This window comes from Fusobacterium perfoetens (assembly GCF_021531595.1).
GTDB lineage: Bacteria > Fusobacteriota > Fusobacteriia > Fusobacteriales > Fusobacteriaceae > Fusobacterium_B.
Window position 1 is genome coordinate 44,756 of the sequence record NZ_JADYUD010000007.1, and the last position, 22,180, is coordinate 66,935.

General features: G+C 27.3%; 25 protein-coding genes. All 25 read right to left on the bottom strand.

All coding sequences use genetic code 11. The features are described from left to right. Positions 1-13 precede the first annotated feature (13 nt). The 25 genes from I6E17_RS05455 to I6E17_RS05575 all read right to left on the bottom strand — a co-directional run bounded on the left by I6E17_RS05455 (position 14) and on the right by I6E17_RS05575 (position 22,135). Entirely contained in the window at positions 14-1,915 is a 1,902-nt protein-coding gene (locus I6E17_RS05455; protein WP_235236085.1) for an acyl-CoA dehydrogenase family protein, read from the bottom strand. Between the two features lie 295 nt (positions 1,916-2,210). Continuing rightward, positions 2,211-3,833 carry a sensor histidine kinase gene (locus I6E17_RS05460; RefSeq protein WP_235236087.1) on the bottom strand — a complete coding sequence of 541 codons (1,623 nt, stop codon included), beginning with the start codon at positions 3,831-3,833 and terminating at the stop codon, positions 2,211-2,213. A gap of 50 nt (positions 3,834-3,883) precedes the next feature. Then, a complete protein-coding gene (locus I6E17_RS05465) occupies positions 3,884-4,561 on the bottom strand; it encodes a response regulator transcription factor (protein ID WP_176828822.1) in 678 nt (225 codons plus the stop codon). A gap of 18 nt (positions 4,562-4,579) precedes the next feature. Continuing rightward, positions 4,580-5,293, bottom strand: a complete 714-nt coding sequence (locus I6E17_RS05470; RefSeq protein ID WP_176828823.1) for a PhoU domain-containing protein — start codon at positions 5,291-5,293, stop codon at positions 4,580-4,582. Positions 5,294-5,345: 52 nt separating this feature from the next. Then, on the bottom strand, positions 5,346-6,107 hold the full coding sequence (gene pstB, locus I6E17_RS05475) for a phosphate ABC transporter ATP-binding protein PstB (RefSeq protein WP_176828824.1): 762 nt from the start codon (positions 6,105-6,107) through the stop codon (positions 5,346-5,348). Positions 6,108-6,146: 39 nt separating this feature from the next. Beyond that, a complete protein-coding gene (pstA, locus tag I6E17_RS05480; RefSeq protein ID WP_235236089.1) occupies positions 6,147-6,989 on the bottom strand; it encodes a phosphate ABC transporter permease PstA in 843 nt (280 codons plus the stop codon). A gap of 11 nt (positions 6,990-7,000) precedes the next feature. Then, complete coding sequence (gene pstC, locus I6E17_RS05485; protein WP_235236090.1) at positions 7,001-7,879, bottom strand: phosphate ABC transporter permease subunit PstC; 879 nt, start codon at positions 7,877-7,879, stop codon at positions 7,001-7,003. 195 nt (positions 7,880-8,074) lie between these two features. Further along, positions 8,075-8,443 (bottom strand): hypothetical protein, encoded by a 369-nt coding sequence (locus tag I6E17_RS05490; protein ID WP_235236091.1) that lies wholly within the window; start codon positions 8,441-8,443, stop codon positions 8,075-8,077. Positions 8,444-8,497: 54 nt separating this feature from the next. Then, on the bottom strand, positions 8,498-9,811 hold the full coding sequence (locus I6E17_RS05495; protein WP_176828827.1) for a sensor histidine kinase: 1,314 nt from the start codon (positions 9,809-9,811) through the stop codon (positions 8,498-8,500). Continuing rightward, positions 9,795-10,457, bottom strand: coding sequence for a response regulator transcription factor (locus I6E17_RS05500; RefSeq protein WP_176828828.1), 663 nt, complete (start codon positions 10,455-10,457; stop codon positions 9,795-9,797). Before I6E17_RS05500 ends, I6E17_RS05495 begins: the two co-directional genes overlap by 17 nt. 77 nt (positions 10,458-10,534) lie before the next feature. Next, the gene (gene ispF / locus I6E17_RS05505) at positions 10,535-11,011 is read right to left on the bottom strand and encodes a 2-C-methyl-D-erythritol 2,4-cyclodiphosphate synthase (protein ID WP_235236130.1); all 477 of its coding nucleotides are present in this window, start codon (positions 11,009-11,011) and stop codon (positions 10,535-10,537) included. 1 nt (position 11,012) lies between these two features. Beyond that, positions 11,013-11,999, bottom strand: coding sequence for a D-glycero-beta-D-manno-heptose-7-phosphate kinase (gene rfaE1 / locus I6E17_RS05510; protein WP_176828829.1), 987 nt, complete (start codon positions 11,997-11,999; stop codon positions 11,013-11,015). Between the two features lie 84 nt (positions 12,000-12,083). Continuing rightward, complete coding sequence (locus I6E17_RS10000) at positions 12,084-13,700, bottom strand: general secretion pathway protein GspD (RefSeq protein WP_235236092.1); 1,617 nt, start codon at positions 13,698-13,700, stop codon at positions 12,084-12,086. Beyond that, positions 13,675-14,490, bottom strand: a complete 816-nt coding sequence (locus I6E17_RS05520; protein WP_235236093.1) for a hypothetical protein — start codon at positions 14,488-14,490, stop codon at positions 13,675-13,677. The genes I6E17_RS10000 and I6E17_RS05520 overlap by 26 nt, the downstream gene beginning before the upstream one ends. Further along, on the bottom strand, positions 14,490-15,461 hold the full coding sequence (locus tag I6E17_RS05525; RefSeq protein WP_235236094.1) for a hypothetical protein: 972 nt from the start codon (positions 15,459-15,461) through the stop codon (positions 14,490-14,492). Before I6E17_RS05525 ends, I6E17_RS05520 begins: the two co-directional genes overlap by 1 nt. Continuing rightward, entirely contained in the window at positions 15,448-16,080 is a 633-nt protein-coding gene (locus I6E17_RS05530; protein WP_235236095.1) for a hypothetical protein, read from the bottom strand. The genes I6E17_RS05525 and I6E17_RS05530 overlap by 14 nt, the downstream gene beginning before the upstream one ends. Then, positions 16,071-16,535, bottom strand: coding sequence for a hypothetical protein (locus I6E17_RS05535; protein ID WP_235236097.1), 465 nt, complete (start codon positions 16,533-16,535; stop codon positions 16,071-16,073). The genes I6E17_RS05530 and I6E17_RS05535 overlap by 10 nt, the downstream gene beginning before the upstream one ends. After that, the gene (locus tag I6E17_RS05540; protein WP_235236099.1) at positions 16,532-16,969 is read right to left on the bottom strand and encodes a hypothetical protein; all 438 of its coding nucleotides are present in this window, start codon (positions 16,967-16,969) and stop codon (positions 16,532-16,534) included. Before I6E17_RS05540 ends, I6E17_RS05535 begins: the two co-directional genes overlap by 4 nt. Beyond that, positions 16,966-17,433: a prepilin peptidase gene (locus I6E17_RS05545; RefSeq protein WP_235236100.1), complete on the bottom strand. Its 468-nt coding sequence runs from the start codon at positions 17,431-17,433 to the stop codon at positions 16,966-16,968. Before I6E17_RS05545 ends, I6E17_RS05540 begins: the two co-directional genes overlap by 4 nt. Beyond that, the gene (locus tag I6E17_RS05550) at positions 17,418-17,909 is read right to left on the bottom strand and encodes a type II secretion system protein (RefSeq protein WP_235236101.1); all 492 of its coding nucleotides are present in this window, start codon (positions 17,907-17,909) and stop codon (positions 17,418-17,420) included. The genes I6E17_RS05545 and I6E17_RS05550 overlap by 16 nt, the downstream gene beginning before the upstream one ends. Positions 17,910-17,927: 18 nt before the next feature. Next, on the bottom strand, positions 17,928-19,091 hold the full coding sequence (locus I6E17_RS05555; protein WP_235236102.1) for a type II secretion system F family protein: 1,164 nt from the start codon (positions 19,089-19,091) through the stop codon (positions 17,928-17,930). Then, entirely contained in the window at positions 19,085-20,359 is a 1,275-nt protein-coding gene (locus I6E17_RS05560) for a GspE/PulE family protein (protein ID WP_235236103.1), read from the bottom strand. Before I6E17_RS05560 ends, I6E17_RS05555 begins: the two co-directional genes overlap by 7 nt. Before the next feature lie 49 nt (positions 20,360-20,408). Beyond that, positions 20,409-20,636 carry a hypothetical protein gene (locus tag I6E17_RS05565; protein ID WP_235236104.1) on the bottom strand — a complete coding sequence of 76 codons (228 nt, stop codon included), beginning with the start codon at positions 20,634-20,636 and terminating at the stop codon, positions 20,409-20,411. Further along, complete coding sequence (locus tag I6E17_RS05570; protein ID WP_235236106.1) at positions 20,621-21,142, bottom strand: hypothetical protein; 522 nt, start codon at positions 21,140-21,142, stop codon at positions 20,621-20,623. Before I6E17_RS05570 ends, I6E17_RS05565 begins: the two co-directional genes overlap by 16 nt. A gap of 249 nt (positions 21,143-21,391) precedes the next feature. Continuing rightward, positions 21,392-22,135, bottom strand: a complete 744-nt coding sequence (locus I6E17_RS05575) for a GAF domain-containing protein (protein ID WP_235236108.1) — start codon at positions 22,133-22,135, stop codon at positions 21,392-21,394. Positions 22,136-22,180: the final 45 nt, after the last annotated feature.

Below are 22,180 nucleotides of genomic sequence, written 5' to 3' on the forward strand. Positions count from 1 at the left end.
TCTGCCTTATTTATTAAACTTCAATAAATTCATCTTTTGATTCTCCACATAATGGACAAATCCATTCTTCAGGAAGTTTTTCAAAAGTTGTTCCAGGTTTAATTTCATTTTCAGGATCTCCAATTTCTTGGTCATATTCATATCCACAACCACTGCACACATGAATCTTGTAGCTTGGAGCTGATTTTTTAATGAAAGGTTTTTTCATTTTTTTCATAGGAGGTGCTTCTTTTTTAGGTTCACCATTATCAAGTGCTGCTGTTAAAACAGGAAGTACTTCCTCTATTGTTCCAACTATTCCATAATCTGCATTCTTAAATATAGGAGCATTTGCATTGCTGTTTATTGCTACTATTGTTGTTGCATCTTTTATTCCTTTTAAGTGCTGTCCTGCACCTGAAATTCCACAAGCTATATATAGGTTTCCATTAAACTTTTGTCCTGACATTCCAACATAACGGTTTAAAGGGACATATTTCCATTCTTCTGCTACAGGACGAGATGAACCTACTGCTGCTCCTGCCTGTACTGCAAGATTTTTAATAAGTTCCATATTTTCCTTTTTACCTACTCCTCTTCCAGCACTTACAACACGGTCAGCTTTTGTAATAGGAGTATCTAAATCTATTCCAACAGTAAAATCATATCCATCAGCTTTAAGAGCATCAACTAAAGTTTTTACTCTTTCTTCTACTGTTCCTTCTTTTAAAATCATTTTCTTTCTAAGACCTGCAATAGGACCTTTCTTTTTAGAACTTCCTCCTTCTTTTGCAATCTTACCTATAATATGAGCTGCTATAACCACTCTTTGAATTTCGTTTGTTCCTTCATAGATAGTACAGATTTTAGCATCTCTGTATGCTCTTTCTACTTCCATTCCTTTAAGGTATCCAGTACCACCAAAAATTTGAAGAGCATCATTTACAACTTCAAGACATATATCTGAAGCATACTGTTTTGCCATTGCTGATTCCATTCCATAAGGTTCATGATGTTCTTTAAGTTCTGCAGCACTATAAACTAAAAATCTTGCTGCTCTTAATTTTGTTGCCATATCAGCAAGTTTGAAAGATATAATTTGCTGATGTGCTATAGGTTTTCCAAACTGAATTCTTTCTTTTGCATATTCAAGAGCATGTTCATAAGCTCCCTGAGCAATTCCTAAAGCCTGAGAAGCAATTCCTATTCTTCCTCCATCAAGAGTTGCCATAGCAATTTTAAATCCTTCTCCCTCTTTTCCAAGAAGATTTTCTTTAGGAACTTTTACATCATTGAATAAAAGCTGTGCTGTTGATGATGAACGGATTCCAAGTTTGTCATAATGATCTCCAAATGTAAATCCTTCCCATCCTTTTTCAACTATGAAAGCACTTATTCCTTTTGTTCCTATATCTGGTGTTGTTACTGCAAATATAATATATGTATCTGCCTTAGGGGCATTTGTTATAAATATTTTTTCTCCATTAAGAATATAGTGATCTCCCTGAAGAACTGCTGTTGTCTCTGTTCCTCCTGCATCACTTCCTGCATTTGGTTCTGTAAGTCCAAATGCTCCTATTTTTTCTCCTTTAGCTAAAGGTACAAGATATTTTTTCTTTTGTTCTTCTGTTCCAAAAGCCATTATAGGATATGATCCAAGAGATACATGAGCTGATAAAATAACTCCTGTTCCTCCATCTACTCTTGAAAGTTCTTCAACTGCTATTGCATAACTTAAAGCATCAAGTCCTGCTCCTCCATACTCTTTAGGATATGGAATTCCCATTAAATCCATTTCTCCAAGTTTTTTTATTGCCTCTGAAGGAAATTCATTATTTTGATCAAGCATAAACGCAATCGGTTTTACCTCATTTTCTGCAAATTCTCTTACTCTTGCACGAAGAGCCTCATGGGCCTCAGTAGTTTTAAAAAGCATGTTCCTACCTCCTATTCATTCAACCATATTCTAAATTTAAAAAAATAATTGCTGTTTTATTTTTAATAAAATAGTATTTTTATCTTTAAATATAGCATACCAAAAAAATATTTTTCTGTCAATTTATATTTTTTTATTTTTGTATTTTTTTTATAATATTTTTTCATATATATTACATTTTATATTTTTATAAAACTTTTTATTTTTGAGCATAGACATTAAATATATTTTTTAAAATAAAAAAATGCCGAAAAGATTAACTTTCCGACACTTTATAATTCTTTTATATAATTTTTTATTTAAGAAGTGTAAAAATAAATTCTGAACCCTCATTTTCAGATGAAAATACTTCTATTTTTCCACCACAAATATCCACAGTTTCTTTTACTATTGAAAGTCCTAAACCTGTTCCAGCAACATTGCTTGTTCTAGCTTTATCAATTCTATAGAATCTTTCAAAGATATTATCTTTTTCCTGTTCTGGAAAACCTATTCCATTATCTTTAACAGATACTCTGTATCTATCATCTTCTTCCTTTATTGAAACAGTAATATGAGGAACTTTGTTATTATATATTATTCCATTTTCAATAAGATTTTTTAAAACTGTCACTGTTTTTTCAAAATCTATATTCATATAGTTATTTTCATCTTTTAAATCAAGATTATATTCTATAACAGCTCCTGATTTTTTTACTTTGCCATTAAGAATTTTTTCAACTTCATCTTTTACTCTTTCAAAAGGAACTGGAGCAAGGTTTATTATTTTAGAACTTTCTATTTTAGATATATTTAAGAAATCCATTGTTATATTTTCTAGTTTTTCAACATTACTTCTTATTATATCAAGAAAGTTTTTCTGAAGTTCCTGAGGTGCATCTTCAAGAGCAATTAAATATCCCTTTATATTTGTAAGAGGTGTTTTTAATTCATGACTTACATTTGCTATAAAGTTTTTCTGTATTTCTCCAAGCTCTCTGCTTCTTGTAATATCTTTTATTGTAATCAAAAATTCTTTTTTAAATTCAAGATATTTAACTGTTACAAGAAGATATTTTTTAAGTTTTGAAATAAATATTTCTTCTTTTATATTTTCTTTTGTTTTCATTCCTTTATTTATAACATTAAGTATCTCAATGTATTTAACTTTTTTATAAATAGAATCCAATTTTCCATTTACATAAAGATAACCAAGAGCATTGTTCTTCATAATTATTTTAGATTCTTCATCTGCAAGAATTATTGAAAGATCTACAGCTGATATAACTCTTTTAAGTCTTGTTTTTTCTTCATTAAGTTTTCTTATATTTTTAAGATTTTCTTTCTGCCAATCTCTTACAACTTTCCAGAATTTTACAAGCCAGACATCTCCTTTAGCATAGATTGTTTTTATTTCATCTCCACTTTCAAGAGCTTCTCTCATACTTTCAATTTTTTTAAACAAATCTCTTTTTAAATAATTTTTATAGCATATATAAATTGCAATATTTAAAATTATAAAGAAAAATATCTGTGTTACAAGAAGAGTTCTTAAATCTTTTATCTCTTCATCATAACTTATTGATGTTCTGATTACAGTTTTTTCTCCTTCGCTATTTTCATTAAGAAGACCATAATAAGCCATATTTTGTCTTAATGTCTTACTTTTTCTTATAGCAAATCCTTCACCTGTTTCAAAAGCTTCCTTTACTTCCTCTCTGTTTCTGTGATTTGCCATTTCATCTTCTTTTGTATATCTTTCAGAGTCATAAAGAATATTTCCCTGTGCATCTATAAGAGTAAATCTTTTCTTTACATTACCAAACATATCCTGAAAGTTTGATTTAGTATATCCATTTGTAAGCTCTTTAACCATAAGAGCATCTTCTTTAAGTGTTCTTTTTGCAGCATCACCATATAATTCTGATATTTTGCCCATGTATGTATTTACAAAAAGAACTTCCAGGAACAAAATAAAAATCAGGGCAATTATCTCTTTTCTTCTAATTTGTACCCGACCCCCTTCACTGTTTTAATGTTTTCAGCAATACTTTTAACTTTTTCTCTTAATTTTGAAATATAAATATCAACTGATCTGTCTCCAGTGTAATAATTTGACTCCCATACTCTGTCAAGGATTTTCTCTCTTGATAAGACTATTCCCTGATTTTTTATAAGCAAAAGAAGAAGATCAAATTCTTTTTTAGAAAGTTCTACCTCTTCCTCTCCATCTTTTACAATACGCCTTTTTTCATCTACAACAACCTGTTTAAAACTATATCTTCCAGATTTTCCAACATTTTTTCCTTCTAAGAATTTTCTTGCACGAAGAACAAGTTCTCTTGGATCAAAAGGCTTTTTCATATAGTCATCTGCTCCTAACTGAAGACCTTCAAGAACATCTTCTATTTCTGTTTTTGCTGTAAGCATTATTATTACAGGATCTCCATATTCAGCAGACATATCTCTTACTATACTTGTAAAATTTTTTCCATCAAGACTTGGGAGCATAATATCTAATACAATAAGATCAGGTTTAAAGCTTTTCACTGCTTTTAATCCTTCAAGTCCGTCACCAGCTGTCTGAACTTCATAATTTTCTTTTTTAAAAAAATAACTTACCAGCTGTTGTATTTCCATATCATCTTCTACTATTAAAACTCTCATTGTATCCTCCCAGTTTTTCTATTCTTCTGCCTCTTCCTTTTCCTCACTTTTATGTTTTTCTCTCTCAAGAAGTTCAACTACTCTCATATTTTCTCCACTGAAATTATAAATTGAACTCATAGCAAGTTGTGTTATTTTATCTGAAACTCTTTCATACTTTTTGTTAATAAGAAGCATAAGAATTCCTGCATCAATATTTTTTGATTCTTCTTTCATTTGGCTTCCGATAATAGAATCTATCTCTCCTCTTATTTCATTAATTTCTTCATCCATTCCAAGAAGAACATAAGCTTTTTTCTCATCTTTTTCTATAAAAGCTTCCATATATTTTTGGAATATATCATCTATTTTTATAAGAAAATTTTCAAGAATTCCAAAATCTCTTTCCATATTTCCTTCTTTTTTTTCTATTTTTCTCATTAAGACTAGAGTATCAAGAAGAAGATCTCCCATTCTTTCAAGCATTTTACTTGATTCTATAAATGTTATAAGAGCTCTTAAATCTCCTGCAGCAGGTTGAAATCTTGCTATTGACATTATTGATGTTTCTTTTATTTTTACATCAAAAGCATTTATCATATCTTCAACAAGCTTTGCTTCCCCATAAAGAGATCTGTCAAAACTATCTTTTTTTAACATTTCCATATTTATTCTAAAAAGTCTATCTACATTTTTACAAAGTTCTATATAATGTTCTGTTATTCCATTGATACTTTCGTGAAGATTTCTCATTTTATCACTCCTCATTTTTATTCTATCATATTTTTTCAAAACTTTTTATATTCTATCCAAATTTACCTGTTATATAATCTTCTGTTTTTTTCTTGTTAGGCTTAGTAAAAATTATATCTGTTTTATCAAACTCTTCTAGTTTTCCTTGATAGAAAAATCCTGTAAAATCTGAAATTCTTGCAGCTTGCTGCATATTATGTGTAACTATTATTATAGTATAATCTTTCTGAAGTTCTCTTATAAGTTCTTCTATTTTTAAAGTTGAAATAGGATCAAGAGCTGATGTAGGTTCGTCCATAAGAAGTATTTCTGGTTTTACTGCTATTGCCCTTGCAATGCAAAGTCTTTGTTGCTGTCCTCCTGAAAGTCCAAGTGCTGACTGATGAAGTTTATCCTTTACTTCATCCCATAAAGCTACTGCCTTTAAACTATTTATTACTATTTCATCAAGAACTTTTTTATCTTTTTCTCCGTGAAGTTTAGGACCATAAACAATATTTTCATATATTGTTTTAGGGAATGGATTTGGCTTTTGGAAAACCATTCCTATTTTTTTTCTCAATTCAACTATATCATTATCTGGATTAAAAATATTTTTTCCATCAAACTCTATTACACCTTCATATCTTACACCTTCAATAAGGTCATTCATCCTGTTTATAGATCTTAAGAATGTTGATTTCCCACATCCTGAAGGACCTATAAGAGCCGTTACTTTATTTTCTTGTATCTCCATGTTTATATCCTTAAGAGCCTGAAACTTATCATAATAAAAGTTAAAGTTATTGACCTTAAGTCTTATTGTATTTTCCATTTATCCTCCTTAAAAAACTTAAATATATATTTACTCAAATTATTTACTGCTGAATTTTTTTCTTAAAACTGCACCAAGCAAGTTAAATCCTACTGTAAGAACAACTATTACAAGAACTGTTCCATTCATTATCTTATCAGGCATATTAGGAACTTGTGTTGCAATTACATAAAGATGATATGGAAGAGCCATTACCTGATCCCATACAGATTCTGGAAGGAAAGGCAGATAAAATGCTACTACTGTAAACATTATAGGTGCTGTTTCTCCAGCAGCTCTTGATATACTTAAAATAATTCCTGTAAGAATTCCTGGAAGAGCTGTTGGAAGAATTATTTTCCATGTTGTTTCCCATTTTGTTGCCCCTAAAGCTAAAGAAGCTTCCCTTAAATCTTTAGGTATTGCAAGAAGTGCTTCCCTTGTTGCTGTTATTATTACAGGAAGACACATTATTCCAAGGGTAAGAGCCCCTGAAAGAATTGATGAACCAAATTGTAAGAAAATTACAAACAATGACATTCCAAAAAGTCCATATATGATACTTGGTATTCCTGCCAGATTTACTATTGTAAGATTTATTACTCTTCTTATTATATTATCTTTAGAATATTCAACTAGAAATATTCCTGTAAGAATACCAAAAGGAACTGAAACTGCTATTGTTCCTATTGTAAGATAAATACTTCCAATTATTGCAGGAAGTATTCCTCCTGCTCTCATTCCATCAGTAGGGTTTGTTGCTAAAAATTCCCACGATATTGAAGGAACTCCTTTAAATATTATATAAATCACTATGCAGACAACAGGTAAAACTGAAAGATACCCAACACCTTTAATAATTCCCTCTATTACTTTTGCTCCTGTTCCTTTTAATAAACTCATTTTCATGCTCCTTATTTTCTCATTATCTTTCTTGATTTATTTATAAAATAATCTGCTATTGTATTTGTTATAAAACTTATTCCGAAAAGTACAAGTCCAACTGCAAAAAGTACATAATAATGTGTGCTGCCATTTACAACTTCCCCCATTTCTGCAGCTATTGTTGCTGTAAGAGTTCTTACTGGAGAAAGAATTCCTCCTCCTAAAATAGGAGCATTTCCTGTTACCATTAAAACCGTTATTGTTTCACCTATTATTCTTCCAAACCCAAGCATTATCCCTGCAAAAATTCCAGGAAACGCTGCTGGAAGTATTATTTTTACAACTGTTTCCAATTTATTCGCTCCCATTGCAAGAGAAGCTTCTTTATATGAAGGATCAAGTGCCCTTATAGCATCATCTGATATACTTACCATAGTTGGAATAGCCATAAAAGAAAGAAGTATTCCTCCTGTAAGAGCTGTAAGCCCTGTATTAAGATTAAATATATTTTTTACTAATGCTGATAATACATAAAGCCCTATATATCCAAGTACAACTGAAGGAAGTGCAGACATTGTTTCTATAAGAAGTTTAAAAATATCTCTTGTTTTTTTATTTGCATATTCTGCCATGTATACTGCACTCATAATACTTATAGGAACAGATATTCCAAGTGCTACTAAAGTTACACGGAAAGAACCTGATAGCAAAGGAAGAAGTCCATATTTTTCTGAAAGAGAAATCCATTCTCTTCCTAAGAAAAACTTTGATAACGATACATCTTCAAAAGCTTTCATGCTATTTGTCAATATAAATAAAAATATAAGAAAAACTATTACAACATTAAATCCGCCGATTAAAAATATACAATATTTCATACATTTATCTACGATTTTTCTTAAATTCATTTTCTACCCCTTATTTTTTCATTCTTTTTATTTTTTTCAATTTTACTCTCAGTTTGTAAGATAAATATTAATTTAATGTAAAAAATATGTAAAAAAATAATTTCAAAAAATATAAAAAAGGAGCTGTTGCATTTTCTAATCTATAAAAATAAAATTTTATTTTTATAAATCTGCAACAACCCCTTTTAATTATTTTTATCTTATAAGAGCTTCTGAGTTTAGTGGAGATTCCATTCTTCTTGTCTGTCTTTCAAATCTTTCTCTCATTAAATCTGTTTTATATTTAGATCTTTCCAAAGCTATGTCATCATTAAGCTTCTGAACTTTATTCCAGTCAGGTTTATCATTTAAAAGTTCTTTTCTTATTTCAAGTCTTTTTTCATCAATAGAAATTTCCATCTTTCTAAATTCAAAACTTCTTCTGCAGTTATCAGCTCTTTCTATATTCTTTGAATAATGATGTCTATGCCATTCCCTTGGTTCTTCTCTTCTATGATGTATCCCTGCAAAAGCTGTTGTTCCTACTGCAAGTAACATTAAACTTCCTATTAATAATCTTTTCATATTAATCACTCCTTTACTCTCTTCCTTTTGTAAAGAAATTATACTGCTAATTTGTTACCTGAATATGTCAAAATAAAAAATAAATTTATTATTTTTTATTTTTATTCCATACTCAAATGAATGAAGAGATAAAATTCTTTTAATAAGAGAAAGTCCTAAACCACTTCCTTCTATTCCTTTCTCAGTTCCATTATTTCCTCTGAAAAAAGGCTCAAATAATTTATCTGTCTTTTCTATTTCTTTAATATACATTGGATTTTCTATTACAATGTTATTCCCTTCTCTATAAATTTTTATTTTTGAATTTTCAGGAGAATATTTTAGAGCATTTTGTATAATGTTATTAAAAACTATTTCTATAAGTTTTTTATTTGCTGTCACTTCTTTTTCATCAATATCTATTTCCCATTCTATATCTTTTTTAAGTTCCAAAAATTCAAATTGCTCAATGCTTTTTCTTATAACTTCATGCAATTCAAATTTTTCTTCAGAAAGTTTTGTATCAGCTGAAGAAAGCTTTGAAATAAGCAGAAGATCTTTTACAAGAGTATTCATATATCTGCTTTCTTTTAAAATTACCCTGTAATAATTTTTTCTTTCTTGCTCCTCTGTAATTTTTCCAGTAAGAAGAAGCTGAGCATGTGTATCAATTACAGCAATTGGAGTTTTTAACTCATGAGAAGCATTGGAAACAAAATTATTAAGCCCCTCTATAGAGGACGATATACTGTCAGCCATTATATTTATACTTCTACTTAAATCTTTAAGCTCATCACTTGTATTAATGTTAGATTTCTCAGAAAAATCTAACTCTGCTATTTTTTTGGCTGCTCTGTTAAGAGCCCCTATATTATCAGTTATTCTCTTAGCAAAAATTCTGCTTATAAAAGCACTTATTCCAAGTGCAACAACAAGAGTTATTAAATTAAGAAGATATACTTCATGTCTATGACTGCTCATTACAGAAAGGGATGTTGTAATAAAAACTATTTCATTTTTTGAAATATTTTCTTTATAGACTAAAAGAATTATATTATTTTGCATTGAAATTATATGAAATCCATTTTCTACTTTTCTGTATCTGCTTCTGCTTTTTTTATGATGAGACTCTGGTTTCATTGAATTCTCAATATATATATTTATTCCCTCTTTATCTTTTACATTTTCTATATATTCTTCAAGGGCATATTCATTATCTGAAAAATTTTTTATATTATCTTTTATTTTTATAATCTCACTTTTTCTTCTGTTTATATAAAAAGAATCTGCTGCAAATATGCTTAGAATATAACTTACAGATATTGTAAAAATAATAAGAAATATAGAGAATAAAAAGATTTTTCTGAAAAGATTAATTTTTATTTTCATCTAACACATACCCCATTCCTCTTACTGTTTTTAAAAGAAATTCATAGCTTCCCATCTTTTTACGAACTCTTCTTACAAGAGTATCTACAGCTCTATCATCTCCATCAAAATCAAATCCCCATACTTCATTTAAAAGTTGTTCCCTTGAAAAAATTATTCCTTTATTCTTAAACATATATTCTAAAAATTGTATCTCTCTTCTTGTAAGCTCAATGCTTTTATTTTCTAAAATAAGTTCTCCTTTTTTTGAATCAAAAGAAAACTTATCATATTTATATATACTATTGTTATCTATCTTCAAAAGCTTTTTTATTTTAAGAGTAAGAATCTTAAGATTAAAAGGTTTTGTTATATAATCATCTGCTCCTATACTTAAACCATTGTATTCATCTGCATCTGAATCTCTTGCAGTCATTATAATAACAGGAATATTTGAATTTTTTCTTATTTCTTTACATATATCCCAGCCTGTAACTTTAGGAAGATTTATATCTAAGAGAACAAGATCTGCTCCTGCATTATAAAATTTTTCAATTCCTTCTTCTCCGTCAAAAGCTTTTATTATTTCAAACTCATCTGAAAGTGAATCATATAATACCTGCATTAAATTTTTTTCATCTTCTATTATTAACAATCTTTTTTTCACAAATTACCTCTTAAAAATTATTTTATAAAAAAGACTGCTGCAAATTTTATGTTAATATGCACCAGTCCTTATTTTAATTAAATCTTATTAAGCAAAACCACACAATATGATTTTATTCCTTCTTCATTTCCTGTAAATCCTAATTTTTCTTCTGTTGTAGCTTTAACACTTACATTTTCAATATCTGTGTGAAGAATTTTAGCCATTTTTTTTCTCATCTCTTCAATGTAATCTTTAAGCTTTGGTTTCTGAGCTACAATTATTGAATCAAGATTTCCTATTTTATATCCTTTTTCTCTCATAAGTTCATAAACTTTTTTTAAAAGAATTTTGCTGTCTATTCCTTCATATTTCATATCTGTATCTGGAAAATGTTTTCCTATATCTCCAAGAGCAAGAGCTCCTAAAATTGCATCCATAACAGCATGAATAAGAACATCTCCATCTGAATGTCCAAGAACTCCCTTTATATGAGGAATTTCCACTCCTCCTAAAACAAGTTTTCTTCCCTCTACAAGTTTATGAACATCATAACCATTTCCTATTCTTATCATCTTAGTTCCATTCCTTATATATATCATTATAGAAATCTACTATTTCTTCTTTTGTTGCTGTTGATGTTCCTATTTTTCCAACTACAACTCCTGCTGCTGTATTTGCTATTCTTGCTGCTTCTGTCCAGCTTGCTCCAGCTGCTTTTGCAAGAGTATAAACAGATATTACAGTATCCCCTGCACCTGTAACATCATAAACTTCTTTGGCAAAAGTTGGAATATTTGCAACTCCATTTTCATCGTAAAGACTTACTCCCTCTTCACTTCTTGTTAAAAGAAGATTATCAAGCTGTAATTTTTCTCTTATTGTTGTTCCTACAACATCTATATCTGTTCCTTTAGGAAGTTTTGCACATTCAAGAGCTTCTTTTTTATTAGGAGTCATTGAAGAAGCTTTTACATAGTTCATAATATTTGAAGGCTTTGGATCTACTGTTACTATTTTTCCATATTTTCTTGCTATTTTTATAGCTTCTTTAGCCACTCTTTCTGTAAGAACTCCTTTATCATAATCAGAAAGAATTATGGCATCTATATTATCTATATTTTTTCTTAAATTACTTAAAATAGTTTCTTCAAGAATTCCATTTATATTTGTAGGATCTTCCCAGTCTATTCTAAGAAGCTGTTGATTTCCACCAAGTATTCTTCTTTTTACTATTGTAGGTCTGTCTTCACTTCTTATAAGTCCGTCTGTATTTACTCCTAAAAGTTTTAAAGATTTTTTAAGTCTGTCTCCATCAATATCATCACCAATTACTCCATAACAATAAGTTTTTACACCTAAAGTAGCTAGGTTATTGATTACATTTCCTGCTCCTCCTAAAACAAATCTTTCTTCTTTTACAGAAACAACAGGCACTGGAGCTTCAGGAGATATTCTTTCTACACTTCCTATTATATAGTCATCAATCATCAAATCTCCGATAACAGCCACATTTACTTTTCTAAAATTTGAAATTATTTCCAACAGTCTCTCTTTATTCATTTTTCCTCCAGAAATACTCTACGAATTAATACATTTTCTTTCATTTTATATTTTACTAATAAATTTTAATAATAGCAAGAAATATTAAATATGCTGAAAAGTTTCCATTCCTGCATCATTAAATCCACTATCTTTTACAACATCAACCTTTAATCTTATATAAAGGTCTGTAACTTCTTTTCTTTCAGAACTATTTTTAAAAAGAGCTCCTACAACAGGAACTGCAGATATAAAAGGAATTCTACTTTCACCCTTTTGGATTATTCCCTTTTTAAGTCCTCCTATAAAAACTGTATCTCCATCTTTCATTCTCACTGTTGTTTCTATATTTCTTGAAATTTTTGAACCTCCCTTCATATCAGAATCCGTACTGCTGTCATCATCTTCTATATAATTCTGCATTTTAAAATCACTTGTTTCAAGATTTATTTTTAAGACAATTGAATCATCTTTCATAATTTCTGGAGTAACATTCAAAATTATTCCCGCTTCTCTAAAAATTGGAGTATAAGTTGTTTTTCCATTTTCATCGTTTTCTGTTTTTTCCTGCCCTATTATTCTTTCCTCAGTTATTTTAAAAACTCCCTCTTTTCCGCTTGTTGTTACTATTGAAGGCACTGCACTAATTGTAAGATCTTGTGTTCCTTGAAGAAGATTAAAACTCATTCTTAAAATATCTTCATCATTGTTAAAATTTCTTACAAGAGTGAAAACAGAAGAAAAAAGAGAACCTATTCCTGTTACTGACGAGTCAGTTAAGATTCCTGTACTTATACTATTTTCTGCTTTTTCTGTATTTCCACCATAAAGCCATGAAAATCCTAAATCTTCAAAAAGATTTTCTGTCACATCTAAAATTTGAGCTGTAATTCTTACTTGTTTATTATGACTGTCTAACTCTTCAAGATATTTTTTTATCTTTAATACTTTTTTCTTTTCACCACTCACATAAATTATTCCTTTATCTTTGTTTTTTGAAAAGTTAACACCCTCTTTTAATCCTGTATCAAGCATATTTTCAATATTTATAGTTTCCACATCACTGAATTTTATTTTTTCTATAACAAATCCCTCTTCTTCTGCCTCTTTTTTCTCCTCTTTTTCTTTAAGATCTTTTTCCATAAATATCTTTACAGTATTATCTTTTTTATTTACATCAATCATTTCCCCTTCTATTCTGCAACCTTTTTTTTCTGCACGAATAAAATAAACTCCATATGGAATATTTTTAAATCTGAATATACCATTTACATCTGTATAAACAGGATAGGAGTAATCATCAAGAAGAGTTATTTTTACTCCCTCAATATCTTTTTTATATTCAAGAGATGAAACTTTCCCTGTTATATTTCCTCTCCCTTCTTTCTGAACTATTCTTGGAGAAATAAATATATATCCCTTTTCCTTTTTTGCCTTCCATTCATTACTTTCACATAAAATTGAAAGAATTTTTGTTAAAGTTGCTCCCTCTTTGCAAAATATATCTATATTTTTTTCTTTTATACTTTCTTCAGGAACTATTTCAACTCCCCCTTCTTTAGAAAGATAAAAAAGAAAATCAGATACTTTTATTCCTGAAACATTTATTTCTTCTTTATATATTATCTTTTCTGTATCTATTTCTGTTTCCCCAAAAGTTAAAAAACATATAGAAAAGAAAAATACAAGATAAAAACTAATTTTTCTTAATACTCTTTTCACCCTCATCACCTAAATAAAATACTGCTCTTTTCCCATTCTCTAAATTATGAAGTATAATTTTATTTTTTAATACATCTACTTTCCAATAACTTTCATTAAATTTAAATTTTTCTCCTTTTTTTAAATAATACCTTTGCTCTATCCCTTTTTTATTAACAATATAAAATATCCCTCTATTTTCTCCTAACATTTTATATTTTAAAATTTTTATATCACCTTCACCTATATCTGTAACAGAAGTCTTTCTCTCAGCTGTTTTTAAATTTTCTGAAGTTTTTTCTATTTTTATTTCTATAGAAAATCTTAACTTTATCTTGTTGTCTTCTTTATAAAATTCAAAAGGTCCTTTAAAAATTGAAATATTTTCATTCTTATCTGTTTCAAGAAGAAAATTTATTATATTTTCTTCTGCTCCATATATTGTATAAGGAACTAAACATCTATCTTCATTAAAAATACTTCTCCCTATTTCATATATTTCTATATTATTTTTTAATAATTTATCATTTAATTCTTTTTGAAATTCTCCTAAAGATTTATATCTCTTTTCATTTCTCTTTTTTTCTTCATAGCACTCTTTTTGTTTTTCTTTTTCAGCTATAAGTTTCTTTATATCTTCAGTTATAATTTTTTCTGTTGAAATAATTCTTTCAAGTCTTTTCTGCTTAAGTTCAATATTTTTTCTATTTTCATAAATTTTTTCTAAAGGAACTGCTACAAAAAAATAAAAAGCAACTGCTGCTCCTATAAAAAACGATATCTTTTTATGTTCTAATATAAATTTCTCCATTATTGCACCTTTAGTTCCAGAAAAAATTCATAAAAATTTTCTTTTTTTATAATGTAATCATAAACTACTTTTTCTATTCTGCTATCTTTTTCAAGAATCTTTGAATATTCAAAAAGAGAGTTTTCATCAAGAGAATTTCCTTTTATTGTAAGAATATTTTTTTCAAAATAAATATTTTCTGCTGTTATATTTTCTGGCATCATTTTTAAAATTCTGAAAATCTTATCATTAAAATATTCTTTATTTTTTGAAAATTCTTCCAGCTTTTCTTTTAATACAGATATTTCTTTTTCAAGCATATTATATTCTGCTTTTAATTTTTCTATCTTTTCTTCCCCTAAAATAATTTCTCTATTTACAATTTCTTTTTCCCTTTCAAGTTTTGAATTATAATATTTTATTCCTAAAAAAAATAAAATAAAAATTAATCCTAAGATAATATATTGTTTTTTTCCTTTTATATCTCCTTTTCTTTGAAATAAAATATCATAATCGTCTAAGATATAATCCTCTTCATCTTTTATAAAAATTTTATTTACTTTTAGATTTTTTCTTAAAATGAATTCAACAATCTCTTCTATAAAATCTCTTTCAAAAATAAAAACAATATATATTTCATCTGATTTTTTAAAAAATTTTATAAAATAATTTTCTATATTGTCTTCATCTAAAAATTCTTTTGCTGAATATTCTATATATTTTTCAAGATTTTCTTCTGAAACTTCATCTTTTGCTACCTGAACCTCAAATTTTTTAAAACAAAATTCATCTATAAAAATATCCAGAAAAAGTTTTCTTAATTTTCCACTATAAAGATTTAATTTTCTTTCTATATTTTCTGTATCCCAATCTGTTTTTTGAAAAATTTTTTCTACTTCATTTTCCGTTTCGTATATAATAATTTCATCTGAAAAAACTATTTTCCCTTTTCTTTTATTAAATATTTTATTTTTTATATCAGTATATTTCAAATCTTAACTCCTTAATTTCACAATTAACAAGAGAATCTTCATTTAAATCTTTTTCAAATATATACTCTGTATGAACCTGTCCCATTATTTTTATAATATATTTTTTATCTTCCATTTCTTCGGCATAAACATTTTTTAATTCTTTTGAAAAAGAAATTACAGCCTTATTAGTTCTTTTGGGAACACTGTTATTTTTTATAAGATTTTTAAATTTAAAAACTGTCTCCTTATCAGAATAATCATAAGTTTTATCATCTCCATCACTATTTTTTATAAATATTTTATCAATAACAAAACCATTATCACTTTTTGTAAAAGCATCATAATTATTAAGCCATAAAAGAGTATTCCCCTTTTTCATAAAATATCTGATTACATCTTTTGTATCAGGATTTTCTGAAATTTCCTTTTCTATTTCTTCCACTTTTTTTAAAAAAACTGCTTCTAAAAGATTTTCTATACTTTCATTTTTTTCTATTTCTTTTCTGTCTCTTAATACAAAAAGTTCTTCTGATATAAGAAAAGAAGCTGAAAATATTGCCCAACTTATAAAAGAAAAAACAAGAACAGCCACTACAGTTATATATCCTTTTTTCTTGTTTTCTTTTTTTACTTCCATATATATTCTTCCTCTTTTGAAGTTTTATATGCTATTCTTAATTTTATAAATCCATCTTCTTCAAAAAATTTTCCTTTAACACTTTCAAAAACTATATCATCTTTAAGTCTTTGTCCATCTACAACAGTATATCTTATAAAACTGCTTCCATATTCCTTTCCTGTAAAATAATAAACAACCTTTATTGTTTTACATTCCCCGTCTTCATATATATCTTTTATTGCTTCTAATTTACCATCATTTAAAATTTTTATCTCTCTGCTATTTTTAATTTCCCTATTTATATTTTCCATTACATATATAAAATTTCTGTTGTATCTAAGTTCTTTTCTCACTGTATTTTTTAAATTTATACTCTGTTTTATAAATGGAAGAGCAAAACTCATAAAAACAGCAAAAATTCCTGCTACAATAACCCCTTCCAACAAAAAAATCCCTTTTCTCTTTTCTTTCATATAGGAAGAATCTTTTTTATTATCTTATCTTTTGTTTTTACTTCTAAAATAAAAACCTCTGTAAAACTTTTTTCTATTTTATCTTCTTCTATAAATACTTTACTCTTTAAAAGAGATATCTTAATATCCGAAGAAATCTTTATTCCTCTTAATTTAGTAACTGTTTTTTCAGGTCCTTCTTTTAAAATAAAAACTCCTTTTTCTGTGTCATCTTTTATAAGATAATAAGTTTTATCTGCACCTCCTTTTTCTTTTAATTTTTTTATAAATACACTCTCTAAATTCTCAGTGAGTTTTCTTATCTCATAATCTTCTTTTATATAATTAAGTTTATTTATATTTTTGTTCATAAGCATAACAAGTGGTAATATTATAATTGAAAATAACCCTGCAACAGCTATGAACTCTATAAAAAGATATCCTTTTCTTTTCATAAAATTACTATAACCCCAAAAACTACACTTCCTATACAGATAAAAGGAGCAAATGGTATTTCCTTCTCTTTTTTATATTTTTTTAAAATTATTAATGGTGTTACAAAAATAAATCCTAAAATAAAAATAAGATTATGAAGTAATATCAGATTATAAATACCTGAATATCCTAAGTAAAAACCAATTGCTCCCATAAGTTTTATATCTCCAAATCCTATAACTTCTTTTTTAAAAAAATCACTTACATACCCATAGAGAAATATAAAAAGTACTGGATAAATACCAAGTCCTAATAAACTCTTCTCAAAATCTCCATCTGCAAAAATTATTTTTAAAATTCCTAGAAAAATTATTCCAAGAGTAAAAAAATTGGGTATTATTTTTTCTTTTATATCTTTTAAAGTTATTAAGATTAGAAAAATAACAAAAAAAATATCAAAAATATGTTCTATAATTCTGTCCATTTATCTCCATTTATATTATATTTTTTTATTTCGTCTCCATGAGTAAACCATATATTTATTCCATCAGATTTTTTATTATCTCCTTCTCCTGTTACTTCTGGATCTTTTGTAGTAAATCCTATTTCTCCTCCATAAATAATTTCTTCACTGTCTGCTTCTTCTTTGCTTCCTCCTATTTCCACTACAACTTTACCATCTTTCACTAAATCTGAAGCATTTTCTGAAAGATATTTTTCAAGATTTTTAAATTGCTCTGCTGTTATCTCTCCATATTCTGTACTTTTTACAAAACTTTCTCCTTCATCTAAATAGTAAAGCTGAGATGCTGTTCTTAAAGACTCAAGTACAGCTACTGCTTTTGTTTCTTTTCCTTTAGCCATATAAACCATAACCTTTGGAGTAATAAAGCTTGATAAAACACCTATTATCCCTAACACAACCAATAATTCAATAAGTGAAAAACCTTTGTTCTTCATAAAAACCCCTCCCTGCTTTTAAATATTATCCATCATTTGAAAAATTGGAAGATATATTCCCAAAAATATTAATCCAGTGATTATTCCTATTATAATAATACTCACTGGTTCTAGAACTTTTATTCCCAGCTGAAATTTTTCTTTTAAATACTCTTTATTTCTTAATGATACTGCAAAAAGAGTATCTACAAGTTCTCCTGATTCTTCCCCTGAGTTTATAAGTTCCAAATCTATTTTTGAAAAAACTTCCATTTTTTCAAAAGATTTTCCTATACTTTTTCCTTTTCTCAAATACTTTTCAGATTCTTCAATTCTTTTTTCAAAATATACATTATCTGTTTCCTCTTCCAATATTTTTACTGCTTCTGTTATCGTTATTCCAGAAGCCAAGAGAATTCCTAAAACATATGTAAAATTTGAAATAAAAATTTTATCTTCTATATATTTAAATATATTAACTTTCATAAATTTTTGAAATAATTTTTCTCTTAATTTTTTCTTTTTCAAAAATCCTGTTATTATAATTAAAATAAATATTCCAACAGAAACAATAAAAATAAAATTATCTGCAAAAAAAATTATAAACCTTGTTATTAAAGGCGGGCTTTGAGAAGAAGCTTTTATTATTTTTATAAAATCAGGAAGAATATATATCCCTGTAAAAATTATTAAAAAGATAATCATTATAAATACTGTCAGAGGATAAAACATGATTTTTAAAATCTCTTTTTTTGCTTTTTCTCTGTCTCGCATTCCTTTTTCAATAATTTCAAAAGCCTGATATATATTTCCAGATTCTTCTCCCGACTTAATTATCGTATATTCACTTGCTTTAAGATTTAATCCACTGTTTTTAAACATTTCATGAAGACTTTCTCCATTTCTTAGAGAGTCTTTCATCTTATTTATATAAAATCTTAAATTTCTATTCTCGCCTAATATTTCAAAAATCCTTTGAAAAGAGTATCCATTTTTTATAAACATCTTTGATTGTGTGAAAATCATAATTACATCTTCCAATTTTTCTTTTCTTGTAAAAAAAGGAATATAATACAATTTTTCTGAAAAAATATCTTCACTTTTAATTTTTTTTCTTACATCTTTTTCATCATTTCCTCTGCTGAATCCTAATATAAATTTTCCTTTTCTTGTATATCCTGTATAAAAATATAATTTCAGCATTCTCTTATAATTTCATCAAGTGAGGTTATTCCACAAGAAGCTTTATCAACACCATTTATAATAAGAGAAGTCATACCATTTAATATCCCTTCTTTTTCTATTTCTCTCACTGATGCTCCTTTTTCTATTTTTTCAGCCATACTACTATCTATATATAAAAATTCACCTATCACAGTACGACCTTTATACCCTGTATAATTACATTCTTTACATCCTTTTCCTGTATAAAAAATTTTATCTCTGTATTTTGATTTATCTATTCCAAGAATTTTTAATTTTTCTTCATAATTTTTATCTTCTTCCATGCAGTAAGGACAAAGTTTTCTTACAAGTCTCTGATTTTGTATTCCTTTTACCCCAGCTGAAATAATATAAGGTTCTACTCCTAAATTCATAAGTCTTTTTATAGTGCTGCTACTTGTACTTGTATGAAGAGTTGAAATTACAAGATGTCCTGTAAGAGAAGCTTTTAAAGCTATTTCTGCTGTCTCACTGTCTCTTATTTCACCTATCATTATAATATCTGCATCTTGCCTTAAAACTCCTTTTAAAACTACAGGGAAAGTAAGGCCTATATCGTCTCTGCATTGTATTTGATTGATTCCGTCAATACTGTATTCAACTGGATTTTCAATAGTTGTTATATTTACTTCCTCATTATTAAGTTCATTTAATACAGCATACATTGAAGTAGTTTTACCACTTCCCATAGGACCTGTAAAAAGAAGCATTCCATTTTTTCTTTTTATTATTTCAAAAAGTTTTTTATAATATTCTTTCTCAAATCCCAATTCCTCTAGTGATTTTTTAATACTACTTTTATCAAGAAGCCTTATTACTATTTTTTCTCCATGATAAGCAGGAATTATTCCCACCCGAAAATCTAATTCCTTATCCTTATATTTCATTTTAAATCTTCCATCTTGAGGAACTCTTCTCTCTGTAATATCAAGTCCACACATTATTTTTATCTTTGAAACTATAGGAGGATAATAATCTATGCTAAGTTCTTCTACTGTTAAAAGAATTCCATCTATCCTATATCTTATTCTGAAAAAAGTACTGAAAGGCTCTATATGAATATCACTACATCTTCTTTCTATCCCCTCTGCAAAAACTCTATCTAAAAATTTTTCTATTTCAGGTTTTCTTTTTTCTTTTTCAAGTGATAGTTCTTTATTTTCTCCATAAAAAAAAGATGACTTCCTGTTTGACTTTTCAAACTTTAAATCATCTATTCTTAATATTTTTCCGCTGAATTTATTCATTGCTCTCCCTCCTGAAACTTCTCTCAGATGCAATAAATTTTCTGCAGATTTATATTTCTATATCTTTTTCTTTTGAAACAATTTTAAAATTTTCTTTTTTATCTTCTGTTGAAAATCTTATTACATACCGTGTTTTTAAATAACTGCCTCTTATTTTTAAATCAACTGATACCTGTTCCTGTAAAATAGTCTTATTTTTTATATATTTTGCTGTAATTCCTGTTCCTATACATATAAATAAAATAAAAACTATAAATATTTTTATTGTTTTTCCCAACCTTCTTTTACCTCATTTTCCCCCAAATTATAGTGATATTCTCCTAAATCTTCATATTTTATTTTTCCAGCTCTCACATTTTTATAAACATTTATTTTTAAAATTCTGCTCTGCTGAAAAGTATAGTATGCTATTCTATATTTTGCATTTTCTGAATAATCACAAATATAAACAGAAAATGCTTTAGAAATATTTCCCGTTTTTTTTGTCAAAAATTCCTTTTCTTTTTCAATATTTCCTTTTTTAACAGTAGCATATTTAAGCTTTTTAGGAAGATCTATTTTTTCTATTAAAATATTTTTACCTTCAGGTTTTATTCTTATTTCTTTTTTTAAATAATCAAATTTTATCTCAAAAGTCTTTTTTGAAGCCAAAGATTTTGCAGTATATTTATATACAGTTGTTTCAAATATATCTGCTGCTCTTTCTATTTCTCTTTTTTCATTTAAATTTTCATATTTAATATAAATTGATGCAAAAAGAAAAAATATAATTCCAACTGTCACTAATATTTCTGTTAAAATACTTCCTCTTCTTTTAATTTTAATACACCGTTTTTACTTTATACAAAGTCTTCCTCTCTATAATTGTTGTTATACACCTTTTATATTAAATTGTAAATATATTTTTTCTTTTTATAATTTGTTTTAATATATATTATTTGATTTTTTCATTTTTTATATTTTATAAAATTTTTATTATTTCAAAAAAAATAAGCTGAAAATATTTTATTATTTTCAGCTTAGATTTCATTTTTATCCTCTATATTTATTAAAGAAAAAAACAAAACATTCTTTCTTTGTAATAATAGAAATAGGAACACATATACCTGCAACTTTAAATACTTGTTCTCCATTTTTTATATCAAAAACTTTTTTTCCAAACATAACCTCATCAGTGGGAATTATTGAAATAATTTCATTGCCGTTTTTATTAATTTCAAGTTCTTTAACTGCTCTTTCATTAGCATCAATTATCATATTATTTTTATCAAGTATAACTGCACATTTATCAAAACTTCTTATAACTTCTTTAAGAACATCCATTCTTTCTTCTGAGCTTCTTTTTTCAGTTTCTGAAATAGTTTCTGAAATAATATCACTTATCTCCTCTGTAAAATCAAGATAAAGAGTTACATTTCTAAGAACTTTATATTTTATAATATCTGTAAGTGCTACTATTCCTATTACTCCTATTACCTCTCCATTATGAACAATAGGAGCTGCTATTTCAAGCTTTTCTTGGCATCTATCTTTAAATTCACAATCACTGCACAACCTGTGTTGGCTTGGATTTTCTACAACATGACTTTCTCCATTTAAAAGTACATCTTTATAAATAGCACCTTTTGATACTCTTCCTACAAGCCTCTCAAATTTTCCTGTAGCAGCTATCCTCAGCATGTTTTCATCCACTATTTCAACTTCACAGTCTACAAAGCTAGCTATAAGTTCAGCATATTCTTTTACTTGACTTTTTATTTCTGTTAAAAATGACAAAGAAATCCTCCCCCTTTAAAAAATTAATATTACCCCACAATAAAA

Coding starts and splice junctions, on each gene's coding strand:
- ispF (WP_235236130.1), bottom strand. CDS start 11,011: ATGATAAGAATAGGAAATGGTTATGATGTTCATAAACTTGTAGAGGGA.
- I6E17_RS05545 (WP_235236100.1), bottom strand. CDS start 17,433: ATGGACAGAATTATAGAACATATTTTTGATATTTTTTTTGTTATTTTT.
- I6E17_RS05530 (WP_235236095.1), bottom strand. CDS start 16,080: ATGGAAGTAAAAAAAGAAAACAAGAAAAAAGGATATATAACTGTAGTG.
- I6E17_RS05550 (WP_235236101.1), bottom strand. CDS start 17,909: ATGAAGAACAAAGGTTTTTCACTTATTGAATTATTGGTTGTGTTAGGG.
- I6E17_RS05465 (WP_176828822.1), bottom strand. CDS start 4,561: ATGAGAGTTTTAATAGTAGAAGATGATATGGAAATACAACAGCTGGTA.
- I6E17_RS05535 (WP_235236097.1), bottom strand. CDS start 16,535: ATGAAAGAAAAGAGAAAAGGGATTTTTTTGTTGGAAGGGGTTATTGTA.
- pstC (WP_235236090.1), bottom strand. CDS start 7,879: ATGAATTTAAGAAAAATCGTAGATAAATGTATGAAATATTGTATATTT.
- I6E17_RS05560 (WP_235236103.1), bottom strand. CDS start 20,359: ATGAATAAATTCAGCGGAAAAATATTAAGAATAGATGATTTAAAGTTT.
- pstB (WP_176828824.1), bottom strand. CDS start 6,107: ATGGAAAATACAATAAGACTTAAGGTCAATAACTTTAACTTTTATTAT.
- I6E17_RS05490 (WP_235236091.1), bottom strand. CDS start 8,443: ATGAAAAGATTATTAATAGGAAGTTTAATGTTACTTGCAGTAGGAACA.
- I6E17_RS05455 (WP_235236085.1), bottom strand. CDS start 1,915: ATGCTTTTTAAAACTACTGAGGCCCATGAGGCTCTTCGTGCAAGAGTA.
- pstA (WP_235236089.1), bottom strand. CDS start 6,989: ATGAGTTTATTAAAAGGAACAGGAGCAAAAGTAATAGAGGGAATTATT.
- I6E17_RS05540 (WP_235236099.1), bottom strand. CDS start 16,969: ATGAAAAGAAAAGGATATCTTTTTATAGAGTTCATAGCTGTTGCAGGG.
- I6E17_RS05460 (WP_235236087.1), bottom strand. CDS start 3,833: ATGGGCAAAATATCAGAATTATATGGTGATGCTGCAAAAAGAACACTT.
- I6E17_RS05495 (WP_176828827.1), bottom strand. CDS start 9,811: ATGAAAATAAAAATTAATCTTTTCAGAAAAATCTTTTTATTCTCTATA.
- I6E17_RS05555 (WP_235236102.1), bottom strand. CDS start 19,091: ATGCTGAAATTATATTTTTATACAGGATATACAAGAAAAGGAAAATTT.
- rfaE1 (WP_176828829.1), bottom strand. CDS start 11,999: ATGAATAAAGAGAGACTGTTGGAAATAATTTCAAATTTTAGAAAAGTA.
- I6E17_RS05470 (WP_176828823.1), bottom strand. CDS start 5,293: ATGAGAAATCTTCACGAAAGTATCAATGGAATAACAGAACATTATATA.
- I6E17_RS05520 (WP_235236093.1), bottom strand. CDS start 14,490: ATGGAGAAATTTATATTAGAACATAAAAAGATATCGTTTTTTATAGGA.